The sequence below is a fragment of the uncultured Sneathiella sp. genome, from assembly GCF_963976355.1.
GTDB lineage: Bacteria > Pseudomonadota > Alphaproteobacteria > Sneathiellales > Sneathiellaceae > Sneathiella.
Window position 1 is genome coordinate 608,244 of the sequence record NZ_CAXBKA010000003.1, and the last position, 16,774, is coordinate 625,017.

At 55.3% G+C, this 16,774-nt stretch carries 28 protein-coding genes and 1 pseudogene; all 29 read right to left on the bottom strand.

Going from position 1 to position 16,774, the window contains the following annotated elements; all coding sequences use genetic code 11:
• The 29 genes and pseudogenes from AAC599_RS10095 to rpsJ all read right to left on the bottom strand — a co-directional run bounded on the left by AAC599_RS10095 (position 1) and on the right by rpsJ (position 16,663).
• Positions 1–1,317 (bottom strand): replication-associated recombination protein A, encoded by a 1,317-nt coding sequence (locus tag AAC599_RS10095; RefSeq protein WP_340150276.1) that lies wholly within the window; start codon positions 1,315–1,317, stop codon positions 1–3.
• Entirely contained in the window at positions 1,314–2,687 is a 1,374-nt protein-coding gene (locus AAC599_RS10100; protein ID WP_340150277.1) for a Do family serine endopeptidase, read from the bottom strand. The genes AAC599_RS10095 and AAC599_RS10100 overlap by 4 nt, the downstream gene beginning before the upstream one ends.
• Positions 2,688–2,886: 199 nt before the next feature.
• Positions 2,887–3,321 carry a 50S ribosomal protein L17 gene (gene rplQ / locus AAC599_RS10105; protein WP_293963480.1) on the bottom strand — a complete coding sequence of 145 codons (435 nt, stop codon included), beginning with the start codon at positions 3,319–3,321 and terminating at the stop codon, positions 2,887–2,889.
• 30 nt (positions 3,322–3,351) lie between these two features.
• Positions 3,352–4,398, bottom strand: a complete 1,047-nt coding sequence (locus AAC599_RS10110; protein WP_340150278.1) for a DNA-directed RNA polymerase subunit alpha — start codon at positions 4,396–4,398, stop codon at positions 3,352–3,354.
• Between the two features lie 66 nt (positions 4,399–4,464).
• Positions 4,465–4,854, bottom strand: coding sequence for a 30S ribosomal protein S11 (rpsK, locus tag AAC599_RS10115; RefSeq protein WP_293963484.1), 390 nt, complete (start codon positions 4,852–4,854; stop codon positions 4,465–4,467).
• Between the two features lies 1 nt (position 4,855).
• Positions 4,856–5,224 carry a 30S ribosomal protein S13 gene (gene rpsM / locus AAC599_RS10120; RefSeq protein WP_340150279.1) on the bottom strand — a complete coding sequence of 123 codons (369 nt, stop codon included), beginning with the start codon at positions 5,222–5,224 and terminating at the stop codon, positions 4,856–4,858.
• Between the two features lie 103 nt (positions 5,225–5,327).
• Positions 5,328–5,978 carry an adenylate kinase gene (locus AAC599_RS10125; RefSeq protein WP_340150280.1) on the bottom strand — a complete coding sequence of 217 codons (651 nt, stop codon included), beginning with the start codon at positions 5,976–5,978 and terminating at the stop codon, positions 5,328–5,330.
• Positions 5,975–7,300: a preprotein translocase subunit SecY gene (gene secY / locus AAC599_RS10130; RefSeq protein ID WP_340150300.1), complete on the bottom strand. Its 1,326-nt coding sequence runs from the start codon at positions 7,298–7,300 to the stop codon at positions 5,975–5,977. Before secY ends, AAC599_RS10125 begins: the two co-directional genes overlap by 4 nt.
• A 68-nt stretch (positions 7,301–7,368) precedes the next feature.
• Positions 7,369–7,848, bottom strand: a complete 480-nt coding sequence (rplO, locus tag AAC599_RS10135) for a 50S ribosomal protein L15 (protein WP_340150281.1) — start codon at positions 7,846–7,848, stop codon at positions 7,369–7,371.
• 33 nt (positions 7,849–7,881) lie between these two features.
• Positions 7,882–8,070: a 50S ribosomal protein L30 gene (rpmD, locus tag AAC599_RS10140; RefSeq protein WP_293963491.1), complete on the bottom strand. Its 189-nt coding sequence runs from the start codon at positions 8,068–8,070 to the stop codon at positions 7,882–7,884.
• Complete coding sequence (gene rpsE, locus AAC599_RS10145; RefSeq protein ID WP_340150282.1) at positions 8,063–8,614, bottom strand: 30S ribosomal protein S5; 552 nt, start codon at positions 8,612–8,614, stop codon at positions 8,063–8,065. Before rpsE ends, rpmD begins: the two co-directional genes overlap by 8 nt.
• Before the next feature lie 11 nt (positions 8,615–8,625).
• Positions 8,626–8,988: a 50S ribosomal protein L18 gene (gene rplR / locus AAC599_RS10150; RefSeq protein WP_340150283.1), complete on the bottom strand. Its 363-nt coding sequence runs from the start codon at positions 8,986–8,988 to the stop codon at positions 8,626–8,628.
• A gap of 9 nt (positions 8,989–8,997) precedes the next feature.
• Complete coding sequence (rplF, locus tag AAC599_RS10155; RefSeq protein ID WP_340150284.1) at positions 8,998–9,531, bottom strand: 50S ribosomal protein L6; 534 nt, start codon at positions 9,529–9,531, stop codon at positions 8,998–9,000.
• A gap of 8 nt (positions 9,532–9,539) precedes the next feature.
• The gene (gene rpsH / locus AAC599_RS10160; RefSeq protein WP_340150285.1) at positions 9,540–9,938 is read right to left on the bottom strand and encodes a 30S ribosomal protein S8; all 399 of its coding nucleotides are present in this window, start codon (positions 9,936–9,938) and stop codon (positions 9,540–9,542) included.
• Between the two features lie 12 nt (positions 9,939–9,950).
• Entirely contained in the window at positions 9,951–10,256 is a 306-nt protein-coding gene (gene rpsN, locus AAC599_RS10165) for a 30S ribosomal protein S14 (RefSeq protein ID WP_340150286.1), read from the bottom strand.
• Positions 10,257–10,274: 18 nt separating this feature from the next.
• Positions 10,275–10,823: a 50S ribosomal protein L5 gene (gene rplE / locus AAC599_RS10170; RefSeq protein ID WP_340150287.1), complete on the bottom strand. Its 549-nt coding sequence runs from the start codon at positions 10,821–10,823 to the stop codon at positions 10,275–10,277.
• 11 nt (positions 10,824–10,834) lie between these two features.
• Positions 10,835–11,158, bottom strand: coding sequence for a 50S ribosomal protein L24 (rplX, locus tag AAC599_RS10175; protein ID WP_340150288.1), 324 nt, complete (start codon positions 11,156–11,158; stop codon positions 10,835–10,837).
• Positions 11,158–11,526: a 50S ribosomal protein L14 gene (gene rplN / locus AAC599_RS10180; RefSeq protein ID WP_293963510.1), complete on the bottom strand. Its 369-nt coding sequence runs from the start codon at positions 11,524–11,526 to the stop codon at positions 11,158–11,160. Before rplN ends, rplX begins: the two co-directional genes overlap by 1 nt.
• A gap of 36 nt (positions 11,527–11,562) precedes the next feature.
• Positions 11,563–11,796: a 30S ribosomal protein S17 gene (gene rpsQ, locus AAC599_RS10185; RefSeq protein WP_293963513.1), complete on the bottom strand. Its 234-nt coding sequence runs from the start codon at positions 11,794–11,796 to the stop codon at positions 11,563–11,565.
• An 11-nt stretch (positions 11,797–11,807) separates the two neighbouring features.
• Positions 11,808–11,999 (bottom strand): 50S ribosomal protein L29, encoded by a 192-nt coding sequence (gene rpmC, locus AAC599_RS10190; protein ID WP_340150289.1) that lies wholly within the window; start codon positions 11,997–11,999, stop codon positions 11,808–11,810.
• A 2-nt stretch (positions 12,000–12,001) separates the two neighbouring features.
• On the bottom strand, positions 12,002–12,421 hold the full coding sequence (rplP, locus tag AAC599_RS10195) for a 50S ribosomal protein L16 (RefSeq protein ID WP_340150290.1): 420 nt from the start codon (positions 12,419–12,421) through the stop codon (positions 12,002–12,004).
• A 16-nt stretch (positions 12,422–12,437) separates the two neighbouring features.
• On the bottom strand, positions 12,438–13,148 hold the full coding sequence (gene rpsC, locus AAC599_RS10200; RefSeq protein ID WP_293963518.1) for a 30S ribosomal protein S3: 711 nt from the start codon (positions 13,146–13,148) through the stop codon (positions 12,438–12,440).
• Complete coding sequence (gene rplV / locus AAC599_RS10205; RefSeq protein ID WP_340150291.1) at positions 13,148–13,528, bottom strand: 50S ribosomal protein L22; 381 nt, start codon at positions 13,526–13,528, stop codon at positions 13,148–13,150. Before rplV ends, rpsC begins: the two co-directional genes overlap by 1 nt.
• A 2-nt stretch (positions 13,529–13,530) precedes the next feature.
• Entirely contained in the window at positions 13,531–13,809 is a 279-nt protein-coding gene (gene rpsS / locus AAC599_RS10210) for a 30S ribosomal protein S19 (RefSeq protein WP_340150292.1), read from the bottom strand.
• A 9-nt stretch (positions 13,810–13,818) separates the two neighbouring features.
• Positions 13,819–14,655, bottom strand: a complete 837-nt coding sequence (gene rplB / locus AAC599_RS10215) for a 50S ribosomal protein L2 (RefSeq protein ID WP_340150293.1) — start codon at positions 14,653–14,655, stop codon at positions 13,819–13,821.
• Positions 14,656–14,658: 3 nt separating this feature from the next.
• Complete coding sequence (locus AAC599_RS10220; protein WP_293963526.1) at positions 14,659–14,952, bottom strand: 50S ribosomal protein L23; 294 nt, start codon at positions 14,950–14,952, stop codon at positions 14,659–14,661.
• Entirely contained in the window at positions 14,949–15,569 is a 621-nt protein-coding gene (gene rplD, locus AAC599_RS10225; protein WP_340150294.1) for a 50S ribosomal protein L4, read from the bottom strand. The genes AAC599_RS10220 and rplD overlap by 4 nt, the downstream gene beginning before the upstream one ends.
• A 147-nt stretch (positions 15,570–15,716) precedes the next feature.
• A pseudogene (rplC, locus tag AAC599_RS10230) lies at positions 15,717–16,343 on the bottom strand (50S ribosomal protein L3); the annotation flags it as partial.
• A gap of 5 nt (positions 16,344–16,348) precedes the next feature.
• Complete coding sequence (rpsJ, locus tag AAC599_RS10235) at positions 16,349–16,663, bottom strand: 30S ribosomal protein S10 (RefSeq protein WP_161315724.1); 315 nt, start codon at positions 16,661–16,663, stop codon at positions 16,349–16,351.
• Between the last annotated feature and the right edge of the window lie 111 nt (positions 16,664–16,774).

Here is a 16,774-nt window from a genome sequence, read left to right on the forward strand (position 1 = left end):
TCATTTTTCCGTCTTTCCGGCCTGCTTTTCCGCCCGCAGCCGCGCCCAGTATTCCAGACGCTTCCTGATATCACGCTCGAACCCACGTTCTACCGGAGAATAATACTGCTCGCGCTTCATTGCATCGGGAAAATAGTTCTGTCCTGAAAATCCGTCTTCCGCATTGTGATCATAGGCATAGTCATTGCCATAGCCCATATCCTTCATCATGCCCGTCGGCGCATTCAGGATATGCTTTGGCGGCATATGCGATCCATGCTTCCGGGCCGCCGATTTCGATCCGCTGAAAGCACGGTAGGCCGCATTGGACTTTGGCGCTGTTGCAAGATAGATGACCGACTGGGCAATCGCGAGATCGCCTTCCGGAGAGCCCAGAAACTGATAGGCGTCCTTGGCGGCATTGGCCTGCACCAGCGCATTCGGATCCGCCATGCCGATATCTTCCACCGCGAAACGAACAAGGCGGCGGGCAATGTACAACGGGTCCTCCCCTCCGTCCATCATACGGGAAAACCAGTACAGCGCCGCATCCACGTCCGACCCGCGCATGGATTTATGCAGGGCGCTGATCAGATTGTAATGACCGTCCCGGTCCTTGTCATAGGCAGGCGCGCGTTTTGAAATGACCTTCGACAGCCCCTCGACATCGAGTGTTCCCTCGCCCGAATGGAAGACGGCTTCCATCATATTCAGAAAAAACCGCCCGTCCCCGTCGGCAAGCTGAACAAGGGTGGTCTTCGCCTCTTCCGTGAGCGGCACATCCCGCCCCTCCAGCTTCGCCGCCCGATCCATCAGCACCCGCAGGGAGGTTTCATCATGGCGGTTGAGCACAAGAACCTGACAGCGGGAGAGCAGCGCCCCGTTCAATTCAAAAGAGGGATTTTCCGTCGTCGCCCCGACCAGCGTAATGGTGCCATCCTCGACATAGGGTAGAAATCCGTCCTGCTGCGAGCGGTTGAAGCGATGGATTTCATCGACAAACAGGAGTGTTTTCTTGCCGTCCTGCCGCCGCATCTTCGCGGCGTCAAACGCCTTGCGCAGATCGGCAACGCCTGAGAAGACAGCGGAAATCTGCTCGAAATGCATCTCCACTTCCTTGGCGAGCAGGCGGGCGATGGTCGTCTTGCCCGATCCCGGCGGGCCCCAGAAGATGATCGAGGCGAGCCAGCCTGCATCCAGCATCCGCCTGAGCGGCGCCCCTGCGTCCAGAAGATGATCCTGTCCAACCACCTCATCCAGGCGCGACGGGCGCAACCGGTCGGCCAGCGGTCTGTTCACCTCATCGCCCGATCCGGTGGCTTCGAACAGCGTTGTCATAAATTGACTTTGAAGGAGAGTGTCCTACCGTTGCGCCGAATGCTGATCTGCCAGCGCCCTCCCGCTTCCTGCAGCGCCGCTTTTGCCTGCGCGATATCGATGATTTTCGCCCCGTTCACCCGAAACAGGATATCACGCGACCGCAATCCATACCGCTCTGCCACGCTGCCTTTTACCACCTCGGTCACAACGACACCATCCGCAAATGCCGGCATACCTAGCTCCAACGCGAAGGCGGGAGATAAATTGCCAACGATCGCCCCGGAAAGAGGATGACGACCGGTCAGAGTCTCGATGGCACGCGGGGGTGTTTCCGGCGCCGGTTCAAGACCCATATCGAGCGGCATGAATTCTCCGTCGCGATAAACGCCAAGCCGCGCCGTTTTACCAATCACGCCTGACGCAATCCGGTAGATCAGGGTATCGGGGCCGAGGATCTCCTTATCATCGATGGAGACCACCACATCCCCGACGCGCAAGCCCGCCTTCTGCGCCGCGCCGTAGGGATGAATCTTGTTGATCAGAACGCCGCCGGGCTTTTCCAGCCCGAGGCCGTCCGCGACATCCCCGGTGATTTCCTGTCCCGCCGCGCCGAGCCAGGGCCGCACAACCTTGCCTGTTGCAAGCCCGTTTGTGAGAACGGCCTTTACAAGATTTGCCGGTATGGCAAAACCGATGCCAAGCGAGCCGCCGCTTTTACTGAAGATAGCGGAATTGATACCGGCAATCTTCCCGTCCATGGTCAGGAGCGCACCACCGGAATTTCCCGGGTTAATCGCCGCGTCAGTCTGGATGAAGGACTGAATATCGTTACTCACCCCGGCATTCCGATCAAGCGCGGAAATAATGCCGCTGGTGACCGTCTGCCCGACACCGAAAGGATTACCGATGGCAATGACGAGATCGCCGATCTCAAGCGTGTCGGAATCGGAAAATTCCAGATACGGCAGCTGTTCTCCCTCGACGTCAATTTTCAGGATCGCAAGGTCCGTACGCTCATCCGATACGATGACCCGGGCATCAAACTCGCGGCGATCGGACAGGGCAACCGTGATTTCATCTGCACCGCTCACCACGTGATAATTGGTGACAATGATCCCCTCTCCATCCACAAGGACACCGGACCCCAGTGAATTCTGGATTTTCTGGCGTTGCTGGGGCGGTCCGAAGTTTCCTCCGAAAAAGCGCTTGAAAAAGGGATCGTCAAACAGGCTTGGGCGGGTCTGTGTAATGCGCGTTTTCGTGAAAATATTGACGACCGCAGGCACCGCCTTTTTCACCAGCGGTGCAAAAGACAGCATGATCTGCGCCTGACTGCTCGGCACGACATCCTTGGAAAGTGCCGGACCGCCCGCTGCGATGACGGCCAAAAAAGCCAGTCCGGCCGCTAGTATACGAAAATACCTGTTCATGATCTCAAAACTAATGGCGTGAAGTTTCCCTCCTGCCCTCCTCTTAGATTGGTCATATTAGCTCTTTTTTCAAGCGACTGTCAGGCCATAAGGAGGCAGCGCGAAAAAAAAAGGCAGCCCAGAGGACTGCCTTTCTGAATTCTTGCACCGCGCTCCGTTATGCGACGGCTTCAGCTTCCAGCTCATCCTCATCCTCGTTCTGCAGAGGACCGGAATCCTGACCTTTGGCGTCCACATCGCGGTCAACCAGCTCGATCACGCCCATAGGGGCCGCATCGCCTGTGCGGAAACCGGCTTTCAGCACACGGGTATAGCCGCCGTTGCGTTCCGCATAGCGTTCGCTCAGGGTCGAGAAGACCTTGTCCACTGCCGACTTTTCATTCAGCTGGGACAGTGCCTGGCGACGGGCATGCAGATCACCGCGTTTACCCAACGTGATCAGCTTTTCCACGATCGGCCGCAGTTCCTTTGCCTTTGGCAGGGTCGTCTGAATTTGCTCATGCTTGATCAGGGATGCCGCCATATTGGCGAACATCGCTTTGCGATGTGCAGATGTTCTGTTGAGCTTACGCCCAGATTTACGATGCCGCATTTGTCTTACTCCACAGCGATTGAGGCTGTTCTAAAATGGTTCTTCAAGCCGTTTGGCCATGTCTTCAATATTTTCTGGCGGCCAGTTTGGCACTTCCATGCCAAGATGCAGGCCCATCTGTGCCAGAACTTCCTTGATCTCGTTCAGGCTTTTGCGCCCGAAGTTCGGAGTCCGAAGCATTTCCGCCTCGGTCTTCTGAATGAGATCACCGATGTAAACGATGTTGTCATTCTTCAGGCAGTTTGCCGAGCGGACAGAGAGTTCAAGCTCATCCACCTTGCGCAGGAGATTCCGGTTGAACTCCGGCTCCTGGCTTTCTTCCTTGACGACCACTTCCTCGGGCTCGTCAAAGTTGACGAAGAGCTGGAACTGCTCTTGGAGGATACGTGCCGCAAAAGCGACTGAATCTTCCGGAGAGACCGTCCCGTTTGTTTCCACCTTGAGGGTCAGCTTGTCATAATCGAGAACCTGACCTTCACGCGCCGCTTCCACTTTGTAGGTGACTTTGCGAACGGGGCTGTAAAGGCTGTCCATCGGGATCAGCCCGATCGGCGCATCTTCCGGATGGTTGTTGACGCCCGGGACATATCCCTTGCCCGTATCAACATTCATCTCCATGGAAATGGAGGCGCCGTCATCCAGTGTCATCAGCACAAGGTCGGGATCCATGATCTCGATGTCCGGACCGGTTTCGATCATGCTTGCCGTAACTTCACATGGACCGGAGGCTTTCAGCACCATGCGCTTCGGGCCATCGGAATGCGCACGGATCGCCAGTGTTTTCAAATTAAGGACGATATCAGTTACGTCCTCGCGCACACCGGCAATCGACGAGAATTCGTGCAAAACATTATCGATCTGAATGGAGGTGATTGCGGCACCCTGAAGGCTCGACAGCAAAACGCGGCGAAGTGCGTTCCCCAGCGTCAAACCGAACCCTCTTTCCAAGGGCTCCGCAATAATCGTGGCTTCCCGATCGCTCTGCTCACCCGGCTCGACGGAGAGGCTCGCCTGGATCAGGTCTTTCCAGTTTTGCTGAATCACGGTATTGACCTCATAGTTTTGCAGGCCCACCATGGACCTGCGACTTCTTGATAAACAACAACACAGGCCCGAGAGCCCGTATTGAATTGGATGGTTCCGTTAAACGCGGCGGCGTTTTGGCGGACGGCACCCATTGTGCGGTATTGGCGATACGTCGCGGATGGACGTAATATTGAAGCCAACGGCCTGCAATGCCCGAAGTGCCGATTCGCGCCCGGAGCCCGGACCCTTGACTTCAACTTCCAGCGTCTTCATGCCATGATCCATGGCCTTTTTACCGGCATCTTCCGCTGCAATCTGTGCAGCAAACGGCGTCGATTTACGCGACCCCTTGAACCCCTGAGAACCGGCTGAGGACCAGGCAATCGCATTACCCTGCGCATCGGTGATCATGATCTTGGTATTATTAAAGGACGCACTTACATGCGCGACGCCTGAAATAATGTTTTTCCGCTCGCGACGGCGAACGCGTGTCTTTTCACGTGCCATATTACTTCTTCTTCCCAGCGATAGCTTTAGCCGGACCTTTGCGGGTGCGGGCGTTGGTATGTGTACGTTGACCGCGGACCGGCAGACCACGGCGATGACGCAGACCGCGATAGCAGCCAAGGTCCATCAGGCGCTTGATATTCATTGATGTCTGACGGCGCAAATCACCCTCGACCAGATGGTCAGCGTCGATGGTTTCGCGGATTTTCACCACTTCCGCATCGCTCAGCGCATTTACGCGAATTTCCGGCGCAAGGCCCACAGCCTCGCAGATTTCCTTGGCCTTTGCCGGGCCAATGCCATGAATATAGGTCAGTGCAATCAATACCCGCTTATTCGTCGGAATATTTACACCAGCAATACGAGCCACGCTAGTCTCTCCTCAAATCCAATTCAGGTCATCCTGACCCGGTTATCTCAAGCGCCTCTGCGAAGCGCGCGATTATATAATTTTGTTTTACCTAGTCAACCGTTTAGATTGACTGTAATGCCGCTTCCATTTCGGCCGTAACTTCATCAATTCCGGCCATTCCGTCCACCTGCTTCAATACTCCCTTCTTCCGGTAATAGGGAAGCAGAGGAGCCGTTTGTTCGTGATAGGCCTGAAGCCGGGAAATCACGGTTTCCGCATTGTCGTCATTCCGGCGGGTAAACTCGGTACCGCCGCACTTGTCACAAACGCCTTCAACCGCGGGCTTCAGGAACTTGTCGTGATATCCCGTACCACATTTCGCACAGGTATAACGCCCTGTAATCCGCTCAACCAGTATATCATCGTCGGTTTTCATCTCAATTACGGCATCAAGCTTGAGCCCTTTTGCCGCCAGCATTTCATCAAGGGCTTCTGCCTGCGCTTCTGTGCGGGGAAAGCCATCGAGAATCACGCCATTTTTACAATCCGGCTCATCCAGGCGGTCAGAAATAATCCCGGTCATGATATCGTCGGAGACTAGATCCCCGCGTTCCATTACGGACTTCGCCTTCTTTCCAATTTCCGTACCTGCGGCAACCGCTGCGCGCAGCATGTCCCCCGTGGAGAGCTGAATCAGACCATGCTTGTTTTCCAGTCGTTGTGCCTGCGTTCCTTTACCGGCACCGGGTGGTCCCAAGAGTATCAAGATCATTTACGCCGTCCCCCAAGCTTGGTTTTCTTGATCAGTCCTTCATACTGATGGGCAACAAGATGACTTTGAATTTGCGCCACGGTATCCATCGTCACCGAGACCACGATCAGAAGCGAGGTTCCCCCGAAGTAAAACGGCACGGCCCACTGGGACACAAGAATCTCCGGCAGGATACAAACCAGAGACAGATACGCCGCACCGACAACCGTCAACCTGGTCAGGACATAGTCCAGATACTCCGACGTCCGCTTACCAGGGCGAATACCCGGCACAAAGCCGCCATGCTTCTTCAGATTGTCCGCCGTATCGTCCGGATTGAAGACAACCGCCGTATAGAAGAAGCAGAAAAATACGATTCCTGCGATATACAGCATCAGATAGATCGGCTGTCCATGGCCCAGCATCGCCGTCAGGCTGTTGAGCCAGTCCGGACCCGAACCTGCGCTGAAGCTCGCCACAGTCGTCGGCATCAGCAGCAAAGACGAAGCAAAAATTGGCGGAATAACACCGGCCGTATTCAGCTTCAACGGCAAGTGGGAGTTCTGCCCTCCATAGGTCTTGTTGCCGCGCTGTCGCTTGGGATACTGAATCAATATTCGCCGCTGTGCCCGCTCCATGAAGACGATGAAGGCGATCACGGCAACGGCCATAACCATAAGCACCAGAATAACAATAGTCGACAGAGCGCCCGTCCGGCCCAGTTCCAGCGTTCCGACCAGTGCGCCCGGCAAGGCTGCGACGATACCAGAGAAGATGATCAATGAAATACCGTTACCCACACCGCGCGCCGTGATCTGCTCACCCAGCCACATCAGGAAAACAGTACCGCTGACCAAGGTAATAACCGTGATCAGGCGGAACTGCATGCCCGGATCGATCACGGCTGACTGTCCGTTCGACAGGGTCAACCCCTCGATCCCGGCAGCGATACCATATCCCTGCAACGCCGCAAGCAGCACCGTGCCATAGCGGGTATACTGGTTGATTTTCTTTCGCCCGGCCTCACCCTCTTTCTTCAACTGCGCCATCTGCGGCGAGATCGAGGTCATCAGCTGCATGATAATCGATGCCGAAATATAGGGCATGATATTAAGGGCGAAAATCGTCATCCGCCCGAGCGCGCCGCCCGCAAAAACGTCAAACATTCCGAGGATACCCCCGGAATTCTGCGCAAATACGTCAGCTAGAATTGTTGGATCGACGCCCGGGATCGGAATATATGTCCCGATCCGGTAAACAATCAGGGCAAAGAGCGTGAACCATAACCGCTTCTTGAGTTCCGTCGCCTTGGAAAAGGCACCGAAACTCATCGTGGAAGCCATTTGCTCTGCTGCTGACGCCATCTAAAACTTCTCCCGAAGGCGCGGTAGTCTACCGCTCCCGCCGATTTTTATTCGCTCGCTGCCGGGCTTTGAGCCAAAAGGGTAACTTTACCGCCTACCTTCTCAACAGCTTCAATTGCTGTTTTGGAGGCACCGGCGACTTCAAAGGTTGCCTTGGTTTTCAGTTCGCCCTTTGCAAGCAACCGAACCCCGTCAACAACCTTGCCGACAACGCCCGCTTCCTGCAGGGCTGCAGCATTGATTGTGGCTTTCGGGTCGAGCTTGCCGGCATCGAATGCGGCCTGAACCCGGCCGAGATTGGCCACAGCAAAATTCTTGCTGAAAATATTTTTAAAGCCACGCTTTGGCAGACGACGGTATATCGACATCTGGCCGCCTTCAAATCCCTTGATGGCAACACCTGAACGTGACTTCTGGCCCTTCTGGCCCGCTCCGGAGGTTTTGCCTTTCCCGGAACCGATGCCCCGGCCAACACGCATCCGGTTCTTGGTTGCGCCCTTGTTGTCGGCGAGTTGATTTAAACGCATGTTCAAAATTCCTTAGTCAGACAGGCTGTGGCCTTACTTGGCGTCGTCAACCTGCACGAGATGATTTACCTTGGCGATCATGCCGCGAACGGCAGGAGTGTCTTCAAGCTCCACCGTCCGGTGCATCTTGTTCAGCCCCAGGCCAACCAGCGTCGCGCGCTGGTTTTTCGGACGGCCGATCGGGCTTCCCGTCTGGGTCACTTTGATCGTTGCTTTAGCCATCGACCTTTTCCTTTCCTGCTTCGGCCCCGCGGCGACCGATCACCTCGGATACCTTCTTGCCGCGTTTTGCTGCGACCATACGCGGAGAGCTCATGCTCTTCAGGGCTTCGAAGGTTGCCTTCACCATGTTATACGGGTTGGAGGTGCCGATAGATTTCGTCACGACATCCTGAACGCCCAGGGTTTCGAAAACAGCACGCATCGGCCCGCCGGCGATAATGCCGGTACCAGCAGGCGCCGCACGAAGCACAACGCGCCCTGCGCCGAAACGGGCTTGCACGTCATGATGCAGTGTCCGGCCTTCGCGAAGCGGCACACGGACCATGTTGCGCTTGGCGGCTTCCGTTGCCTTGCGAATGGCTTCAGGCACTTCACGGGCTTTACCATGGCCATAGCCGACGCGGCCCTTCTGGTCACCTGCGACAACCAATGCCGCAAAACCGAACCGGCGACCGCCTTTAACAACTTTGGCAACACGGTTGATGTATACCAGCTTGTCGACGAATTCCGAATCGCCTTTCTCGTTTTGATCAGGTCTCAACATTGACAATTCCCCTAGAAGGACAAGCCGCCCTCACGGGCGGCATCGGCAAGGGCTTTGACCCGGCCATGAAATTTATACCCGCCGCGATCAAATGCGACTTCTTTAACACCGGCCTTGATAGCCCGTTCAGCAATAAGCTTTCCGATTTCTGCCGCGGCCTCTTTGTTGCCACCGCTTTTCAGCTTACTGCGCAGGTCTTTTTCAAGGCTGGAGGCAGACGCGATGGTCTTACCCTGAGCGTCGTCAATGACCTGGACATAGATCTGCTGAAGCGTCCGGTGCACGGAAAGCCGAGGACGGCCTGAAGACACCTTACGAAGCTGGGTCCGATTTCTCCGCCGACGGCGGTCGAACAATTCTTTTGAGTTTGCCATTGTCGGTTCCTACTTCTTCTTGCCTTCTTTGCGGAAGATATATTCACCCGCATATTTGACACCCTTGCCCTTGTAAGGCTCTGGTTTCCGGTAAGACCGGATAACCGCTGCAACCTGGCCAACCTGCTGTTTGTCAGCTCCAGAAATCTCGATCACCGTCGGTTGTGGGCATTTAATATCAATGCCTTCGGGGATCGGAAAATCCACATCATGGCTGAAACCGAGGTTCAGCTTGAGAGTTTTTCCCTGCACCGCCGCACGATAACCAACGCCGACAATTTCCAAGGATTTTGTAAATCCGTCGGAAACGCCTTCGACAAGGTTGCTCAGCAACGTCCGCTGCATACCCCACATCTGACGGCCGCGCATACTGTTGGTCCGTGGCTTGACCCAGATCTTGTCATCTTCACGGTCAACGACAACGTCATCAACGAAGGTCATGCTCATCACGCCCTTGCTACCTTTGACGGTTACGTCGCTGCCGGAAAGCTGTACATCTACACCGGAGGGAATTGTCACCGGATGTTTTCCAATTCGAGACATAATACCTCCTAGTACAATTTACAAAGCACTTCGCCGCCGACATGGGCTTCACGCGCCTCGTTGTCCGACAAAACGCCGTTCGGTGTGGAAAGAATGGCAACGCCCAGTCCATTACGAATGGTTGGCAGGTCCTTCACGCCCTTATAGACACGACGGCCCGGCTTGGACACCCGGCTGATATGCTCAATCACGCCCTTGCCCTGATAGTATTTCAGCTCGATGCTGACCTCCGGCTTTCCCTTTTCGGGCTCCGAGACATCATATCCACGGATAAAGCCTTCACGCTTCAGAGCTTCCAATACACTCAGGCGCAGCTTTGAAGACGGGCTTGTAACCGAGCTTTTCATGGCCCGCTGACCGTTACGAATACGGGTCAGCATATCGCCGATAGGATCACTTAAAGACATTCCTGTATCTCCCTACCAGCTTGACTTGACCATGCCCGGAATCTGACCATTGGACGCCATGTCGCGCAGGCCGATACGGGATAGCTTCAACTTACGGTAAACGCCGCGCGGACGACCGGTCAGTTCGCAACGGTTGCGAATGCGGGTCTTCGACGAATTCCGCGGCAACGACGCCAATGCCAGACGGGCGGCGAACCGCTCTTCCTGCGGCAGCTCCTCATTACGGCTGATCGCCTTCAGCTCCGCGCGCTTGGCTGCATATTTTGCAACCATCCGACGGCGCTTCTCGTTTTTCTCAATAGCACTTTTCTTAGCCATTCTTTTTCACTCCTTGGATCAATTGATCCGAAACGGCATGCTGAAACCACTCAGAAGCTCACGCGCTTCCTCGTCAGTTTCCGCAGTCGTGCAGATCACGATATCCATTCCCCGTACATCCGTTACATCATCGTAATGGATTTCCGGGAAGACGATTTGCTCTTTCAGGCCCATGGCATAGTTACCACGACCGTCAAAGCTCTTGGCGGACACACCGCGGAAGTCCCGCACGCGCGGCAGCGCAATATTGATCAATCGGTCCAGAAACTCATACATCTGGTTCTTGCGCAGCGTCACTTTTGCCCCAATCGGCATGCCTTCACGCAGTTTGAAGGTAGCAACCGACTTCTTGGCTATCGTGACAACCGGCTTCTGGCCGGAAATCTTCGCAAGCTCGCTTTCAACCGATTTGATTTTCTTTGAATCGGCGACTGCTTCTCCGCAACCGACGTTGATGACAATTTTTTCCAATTTCGGAACCTGCATCACGTTAGCGTAGGAGAATTTGTCCTGAAGCCGCTTGCGCAGCTCGTCATTATATAGCGTTTTAAGTCTTGGCGTCGTCATCGATCTGCCCTCTAAATGTCAATGACTTCGCCGGAACGCTTGGCAAAGCGCACCTTCCGGCCGTCATCTAGATTCTTGTAGCCAACACGGGTTGCCTTGCCATCCTTCGGATCCTGCAACGCAACATTCGAAATATGGATCGCCGCTTCCTTTTCGACGATGCCGCCCTGTTCCGTCTGGCTCTGCTTCGTATGGCGTTTCACCATATTGATACCGGAAACGAGCACGCGACGGTCCTTGCGCAGAACGCTCAGCACCTCGCCGCTGCGACCCTTGTCCTTGCCCGTGAGCACGACGACCTTGTCGCCTTTTTTCACTGCGAATTTTTCAGCCATTACAGGACCTCCGGCGCGAGCGAAATGATCTTCATGTAGTTCTTGCTCCGCAGCTCGCGTGTGACGGGGCCGAAAATACGCGTTCCGACAGGCTCGCCCTGCTTGTTAATCAACACGGCTGCGTTTGAATCGAAGCGGATCGCCGTGCCGTCAGCGCGACGGATTTCCTTCTTTGTGCGCACGATGACAGCCCGCTGGACATCACCTTTTTTGACGCGGCCGCGCGGAATGGCTTCCTTCACGGAGACAACAATAACGTCTCCGACAGAAGCGGTTTTCCGTTTGGACCCACCCAAAACTTTAATGCACTGCACCTGCCTCGCGCCTGAGTTGTCGGCGACATCCAGGTTGGTTTGCATCTGAATCATAGTCGTTTACCTTCGTTTGGTATCAACACTGTTTACTTAACCGGTATAAAGCACTTCCCAACGTTTCAGTTTGGAGCGTGGCGCACATTCCTGAATGCGGACGGTGTCGCCTTCCTTGAACTGATTTTTCTCGTCATGGGCGTGGTACTTTTTAGACTGGCCGATGTATTTCTTGTACAGCCGATGCATCACTTGACGATCGACTTTGACAACGACAGTCTGGTTATTCTTGTCGCTGACAACTGTTCCTTGCAGGATACGCTTTGGCATCGTTCTCTCTCCTAAGACGCAGCGCTGGCTGACATCACCGTTTTGATGCGCGCGATATCACGACGCACCTGGCGTTGGCGCGCCGTATTTTCCAATTGGCCACTGGCTTTCTGAAACCGCAAATTAAACTGCTCCTTCTTAAGCTGCAGCAGTTCCGTTTTCAGCTCGTCCGCCGTTTTGCCCAGTAAATCCTGCGCTTTCATGATCAATTCCCTTCACCAAGACGGGTAACAAAACGGGTTTTGATCGGCAATTTTGCCGCTCCCCGCTCGAATGCCTCACGGGCAATTTCGGCCGGAACACCGTCAAGTTCGAACATAATTTTTCCAGGCTGAACACGCACCATCCAATATTCCGGCGATCCCTTGCCCTTACCCATCCGAACTTCGGTAGGTTTTTTAGACACAGGAACATCCGGGAATATCCGAATCCAGACACGTCCAGCACGTTTGATATGGCGGGTTACTGCACGCCGGGTCGCCTCGATCTGCCGTGCAGTAATACGCCCGGGCTCAACAGCTTTCAGGCCATAAGCGCCGAAGTTCAGCGTTGTACCTGAAGTTGCTGTTCCCTTCAAGCGCCCTTTATGCGCTTTACGAAATTTTGTGCGCTTCGGTTGAAGCATGAGCTCACCCCTTTACTTAATTCCGACGGGCGCCGGGACGACCCGAAGGACGGCCACCAGCCTGTTGTTTTTCTGCAAGTTTGTCCTGGGCCATCGGATCATGTTCCAGAATCTCGCCCTTGTAGATCCAGACCTTGACCCCGATAATCCCATATGTGGTCAGAGACGAAGCCGTCCCGTAATCGATGTTGGCACGCAGCGTGTGCAGTGGCACCCGGCCTTCGCGATACCATTCCGTCCGCGCAATTTCTGCGCCGCCCAAACGGCCGGCACAATTGATCCGGATACCTTCCGCGCCGAGACGCAGGGCCGACTGAACCGCCCGCTTCATCGCCCGGCGATAGGAAACACGCCGTGCCAGCTGCTGCGCGATATTTTCTGCGACCAGCTTCGCATCGATTTCCGGCTTGCGGACTTCGACGATGTTCAAATGCACTTCGGAGTTCGTCATCTTGGCGATGGCAGCGCGCAGCTTTTCGATATCCGCACCCTTCTTGCCGATGATCACACCCGGACGCGCCGAATAAATCGTCACACGGGCCTTCTTCGCCGGACGCTCGATAACGATCTTGCTGATGCCCGCCTGCTCCAGCTGCTTTTCGAGATATTCGCGAATGCGAACATCTTCATGCAGAAGCTTGGCGTAATCGTCTTTTGCGTACCAACGGGAATCCCATGTCCGGTTGATGCCGACCCTGAGGCCAATTGGATTGACTTTTTGACCCATTATTCTTGCTCCTCGCGCTCACGAACGACAATCGTGATGTTGCTGAAAGGTTTCAGGATCGGGCTTGCCCGCCCCCGTCCGCGTGGACGCATGCGCTTCATGACCAGCGACTTGCCGACATGGGCTTCGGACACATACAGCTGATCGACATCGAGCTGATGGTTGTTTTCCGCATTCGCAATCGCCGACTGCAGAACCTTTCTGACTTCCGGTGCGATGCCGCGCTTAGAAAAGGTCAGCTCATGCAAGGCCGCTTGCGCTGATTTACCGCGGATGAGGCCTGCTACCAGGTTCAATTTCTGCGGGCTGACGCGAATACGGTTTCCAACGGCCTGCGCTTCCGTATCCTGTAACTGCCGTTTGAGAGACTGTTTACCCATGTCTAGTTTCTCCGAGCCTTTTTATCAGCCGCATGGCCGTAATATGTCCGCGAGGGAGAAAACTCCCCGAATTTATGACCCACCATGTCTTCATCCACGAGGACGGGAACGAACTTCTGGCCGTTATAGACACCAAAAGTCAACCCCACGAACTGCGGGAGGATTGTCGACCGGCGGGACCAGGTCTTGATAATTTGCTTTCTGCCGCCCTCACGCGCGGTTTCCGCTTTCTTAAGCAGATACCCGTCAACAAAAGGACCTTTCCATACAGAACGTGACATAATGCGCTCCTACTTCTTCCGCTTGAGCGGACGGCGCCGCATGATCATTTTATCCGTGGACTTGTTTGACCGAGTCCGCTTGCCCTTGGTCGGTACACCCCAAGGAGATACCGGATGGCGGCCACCTGATGTCCGGCCTTCACCACCACCATGCGGATGGTCGACCGGGTTCATGGCGACACCACGTACCGATGGACGTTTGCCGAGCCAGCGAGACCGACCGGCCTTTGCCAGCTTGGTGTTCTTCTGGTCCGGGTTGGAAACGGCACCGACCGTTGCCATGCATTCCGCCGGCACAACCCGCTGCTCGCCGGAGGCGAGACGAAGCTGTGCATAACCGGCGTCCTTGCCGATCAGCTGAACATAGGTTCCGGCTGCGCGGGCCATCTGACCACCCTTGCCCGGTTTCATCTCCACATTGTGGACGATGGTTCCGACCGGCATGTTCTTCAGCGGCATCGCATTACCCGGCTTGATGTCGACATTGGTGCCTGCGACAACCTTGTCGCCTGCAGAAATCCGCTGTGGCGCCAGAATATAGGACAGCTCACCATCTTCATACCGGATAAGCGCGATAAACGCAGACCGGTTCGGATCATATTCCAGCCGTTCCACGGTTGCAGAAACGTCAAACTTCCGTCGTTTGAAATCTACAACCCGGTAGGTCCGCTTGTGTCCGCCACCACGACGGCGCGCGGTGATCCGGCCATAGTTATTGCGACCGCCATTTCCGGACAACCCTTCCGTCAGGGCCTTGACCGGCTTGCCCTTATGCAGGTCGGAACGATCCACAAGGATCAGTCCACGCTGCGCAGGAGTTGTCGGTTTATAATTCTTCAACGCCATAGTTTAAATCCCCGCCGTCACATCGATGGCCTGTCCCTCAGCAAGGGTCACAACAGCCTTCTTGTAATCAGATCGCTTGCCAATATGGCCACGGAAACGCTTGACCTTCCCTTTGGTACGGTTGGTGTTCACGCTCATGACCTTGACATCAAACAGCTTTTCAACTGCCTGCTTGATCTGAGGTTTCGTCGCATCCAGAGCGACACGGAATGTCACCTGGTTGAACTCTGATCCCATCGTGGACTTTTCGGTTACTACCGGGCCCAGCAGGATATCGTATAAATTTTCCTGGTTCATTTCAGTCGTGCCTCCAGGCTTTCCACGGCGCTTTTCGTCAGAACGAGCACGTCGCGGCGAAGAATGTCATATACGTTGGCGCCATTTGACGTCAGCAAGTCCACCATTGGCAGGTTACGGGTGGAGAGGGCAAAATTCTTCTCCATCTCGTCGCCATCAACAATCAAGGTAGATGCCCAGCCGAGGGCTTTGAACTTGTCGGCCATGACCTTGGTTTTCACGTCCTTGGCTTTCAGCTCATCGATAATGATCAGCTTGCCTTCAGCCTGCTTTGTGGACAACGCCGTTTTCAGCGCCAGCTTCCGGACCTTTTTCGGCAGATCATGTGCATGACTGCGCAGAACCGGACCATGAGCGACACCGCCGCCCCGCTGATGCGGAGCCCGCTTCTGACCCTGACGGGCGCGCCCCGTACCCTTCTGCTTGAACGGCTTCTGGCCAGTGCCGGAAACTTCGGCAACGCCCTTTATCTTGTGCGTGCCGGCCCGGCGTGCCGCCAATTGGTACCGCACCATGCGCTGCAGCAGATCTGCGCGCGGTGACAGGCCGAAAACCTCATCGGCAAGCTCGATATCGCCGGCCTTCTTGTTGTCGAGGTTGATTACATTTACCTTCATTTCAACCGTCCTTTACTCTTCCGTTGCCGTATCGGCAGCAGAGGTTTCTTCGACAGGGGTATCCGCCGCAACATCCTCGGCCGGAGCCTCGGAACCGCCCTTTGCAACGAATGCGGCCGGATATGGCGCATTATCAGGACGCGCCTTTTTGATCGCATCGGCGATAAACACCCAAGACCCCTTGGAGCCCGGTACCGCACCTCGCAGAAGCACAAGCCCGCGATCCTTGTCCGTTGAAACGACTTTCAAATTCTGTGTCGTTACCCGCGCCGCACCCATGTGACCGGCCATCTTCTTGCCTTTAAAGACCTTGCCCGGATCCTGACACTGACCCGTGGAACCATGCGCGCGGTGCGAAACCGACACACCATGAGAGGCCCGCATGCCGCCGAAGTTATGCCGCTTCATCGCACCGGCAAAACCTTTACCAATGCTCGTTCCAACAACGTCGACGAACTGGTCGGTCACGAAGTGATCTGCCGTCAGTTCCGCGCCAACGTCAACGAATGCGTCATCCTGAACCCGGAATTCGGCCAGCTTCATTTTCGGCTCAACTTCAGCCTTTGCAAAGTGGCCGCGCATTGCCTTGGTCACATTCTTGACTTTGGCCTTACCCACACCAAGCTGCATGGCGTTGTATCCATGATGGTCCGCGGTCCGGTGCGCGACAACCTGACAGTTGTCAACGGACAGGACGGTAACCGGAATATGGGTTCCGTCTTCCGCGAAAACCCGGGTCATCCCCAGTTTCTTTGCGATCAATCCACTACGCATTTCGATCACCCCAACAACTTGATGGACACATCGACGCCTGCGGCGAGGTCCAGTTTCATGAGCGCGTCCACCGTCTGCGGCGTCGGTTCCACGATATCCAGAAGCCGCTTGTGGGTCCGGATTTCGAACTGTTCCCTTGACTTCTTGTCAATATGCGGGCCGCGGAGGACCGTATATTTATCAATATGCGTCGGCAGCGGAATTGGACCACGAACCTGGGCGCCAGTGCGCTTGGCCGTATTAACAATTTCACCTGTCGAGGCATCGAGAACGCGATGATCATACGCTTTCAGGCGGATGCGGATATTTTGGTTTTCCATTACTCTGGTCACTCCAGAAGAGAAACAAGGCAGCCCCGGAGGGCTGCCAGAATTAACTTATTCGGTTACGGAGGATACGACGCCGGCGCCGACGGTACGTCCGCCTTCACG

Excerpts from the sequence above, each read along its gene's own strand:
- AAC599_RS10110 (WP_340150278.1), bottom strand. The coding sequence starts at position 4,398 with ATGGTGGGCCTGCAAAACTATGAGGTCAATACCGTGATTCAGCAAAAC.
- rpsS (WP_340150292.1), bottom strand. The coding sequence starts at position 13,809 with ATGTCACGTTCTGTATGGAAAGGTCCTTTTGTTGACGGGTATCTGCTT.
- rpmC (WP_340150289.1), bottom strand. The coding sequence starts at position 11,999 with ATGAAAGCGCAGGATTTACTGGGCAAAACGGCGGACGAGCTGAAAACG.
- rplF (WP_340150284.1), bottom strand. The coding sequence starts at position 9,531 with ATGTCTCGAATTGGAAAACATCCGGTGACAATTCCCTCCGGTGTAGAT.
- rpsN (WP_340150286.1), bottom strand. The coding sequence starts at position 10,256 with ATGGCTAAGAAAAGTGCTATTGAGAAAAACGAGAAGCGCCGTCGGATG.
- rplB (WP_340150293.1), bottom strand. The coding sequence starts at position 14,655 with ATGGCGTTGAAGAATTATAAACCGACAACTCCTGCGCAGCGTGGACTG.
- AAC599_RS10220 (WP_293963526.1), bottom strand. The coding sequence starts at position 14,952 with ATGAACCAGGAAAATTTATACGATATCCTGCTGGGCCCGGTAGTAACC.
- rpmD (WP_293963491.1), bottom strand. The coding sequence starts at position 8,070 with ATGGCTAAAGCAACGATCAAAGTGACCCAGACGGGAAGCCCGATCGGC.
- rpsJ (WP_161315724.1), bottom strand. The coding sequence starts at position 16,663 with ATGGAAAACCAAAATATCCGCATCCGCCTGAAAGCGTATGATCATCGC.
- secY (WP_340150300.1), bottom strand. The coding sequence starts at position 7,300 with ATGGCTTCCACGATGAGTTTCGGTGCCTTTTCCAAGGCGACGGAACTC.
- rplX (WP_340150288.1), bottom strand. The coding sequence starts at position 11,158 with ATGGCTGAAAAATTCGCAGTGAAAAAAGGCGACAAGGTCGTCGTGCTC.
- rpsC (WP_293963518.1), bottom strand. The coding sequence starts at position 13,148 with ATGGGTCAAAAAGTCAATCCAATTGGCCTCAGGGTCGGCATCAACCGG.
- rpsH (WP_340150285.1), bottom strand. The coding sequence starts at position 9,938 with ATGTCTTTAAGTGATCCTATCGGCGATATGCTGACCCGTATTCGTAAC.
- rplD (WP_340150294.1), bottom strand. The coding sequence starts at position 15,569 with ATGAAGGTAAATGTAATCAACCTCGACAACAAGAAGGCCGGCGATATC.
- rplO (WP_340150281.1), bottom strand. The coding sequence starts at position 7,848 with ATGCGTTTAAATCAACTCGCCGACAACAAGGGCGCAACCAAGAACCGG.
- AAC599_RS10125 (WP_340150280.1), bottom strand. The coding sequence starts at position 5,978 with ATGATCTTGATACTCTTGGGACCACCCGGTGCCGGTAAAGGAACGCAG.
- rplQ (WP_293963480.1), bottom strand. The coding sequence starts at position 3,321 with ATGCGGCATCGTAAATCTGGGCGTAAGCTCAACAGAACATCTGCACAT.
- rpsE (WP_340150282.1), bottom strand. The coding sequence starts at position 8,614 with ATGTTGAGACCTGATCAAAACGAGAAAGGCGATTCGGAATTCGTCGAC.
- rplE (WP_340150287.1), bottom strand. The coding sequence starts at position 10,823 with ATGACGACGCCAAGACTTAAAACGCTATATAATGACGAGCTGCGCAAG.
- rplR (WP_340150283.1), bottom strand. The coding sequence starts at position 8,988 with ATGGCAAACTCAAAAGAATTGTTCGACCGCCGTCGGCGGAGAAATCGG.
- rplP (WP_340150290.1), bottom strand. The coding sequence starts at position 12,421 with ATGCTTCAACCGAAGCGCACAAAATTTCGTAAAGCGCATAAAGGGCGC.
- rpsQ (WP_293963513.1), bottom strand. The coding sequence starts at position 11,796 with ATGCCAAAGCGTATCCTGCAAGGAACAGTTGTCAGCGACAAGAATAAC.
- AAC599_RS10095 (WP_340150276.1), bottom strand. The coding sequence starts at position 1,317 with ATGACAACGCTGTTCGAAGCCACCGGATCGGGCGATGAGGTGAACAGA.
- rpsK (WP_293963484.1), bottom strand. The coding sequence starts at position 4,854 with ATGGCACGTGAAAAGACACGCGTTCGCCGTCGCGAGCGGAAAAACATT.
- rplN (WP_293963510.1), bottom strand. The coding sequence starts at position 11,526 with ATGATTCAGATGCAAACCAACCTGGATGTCGCCGACAACTCAGGCGCG.
- rplV (WP_340150291.1), bottom strand. The coding sequence starts at position 13,528 with ATGGGTAAACAGTCTCTCAAACGGCAGTTACAGGATACGGAAGCGCAG.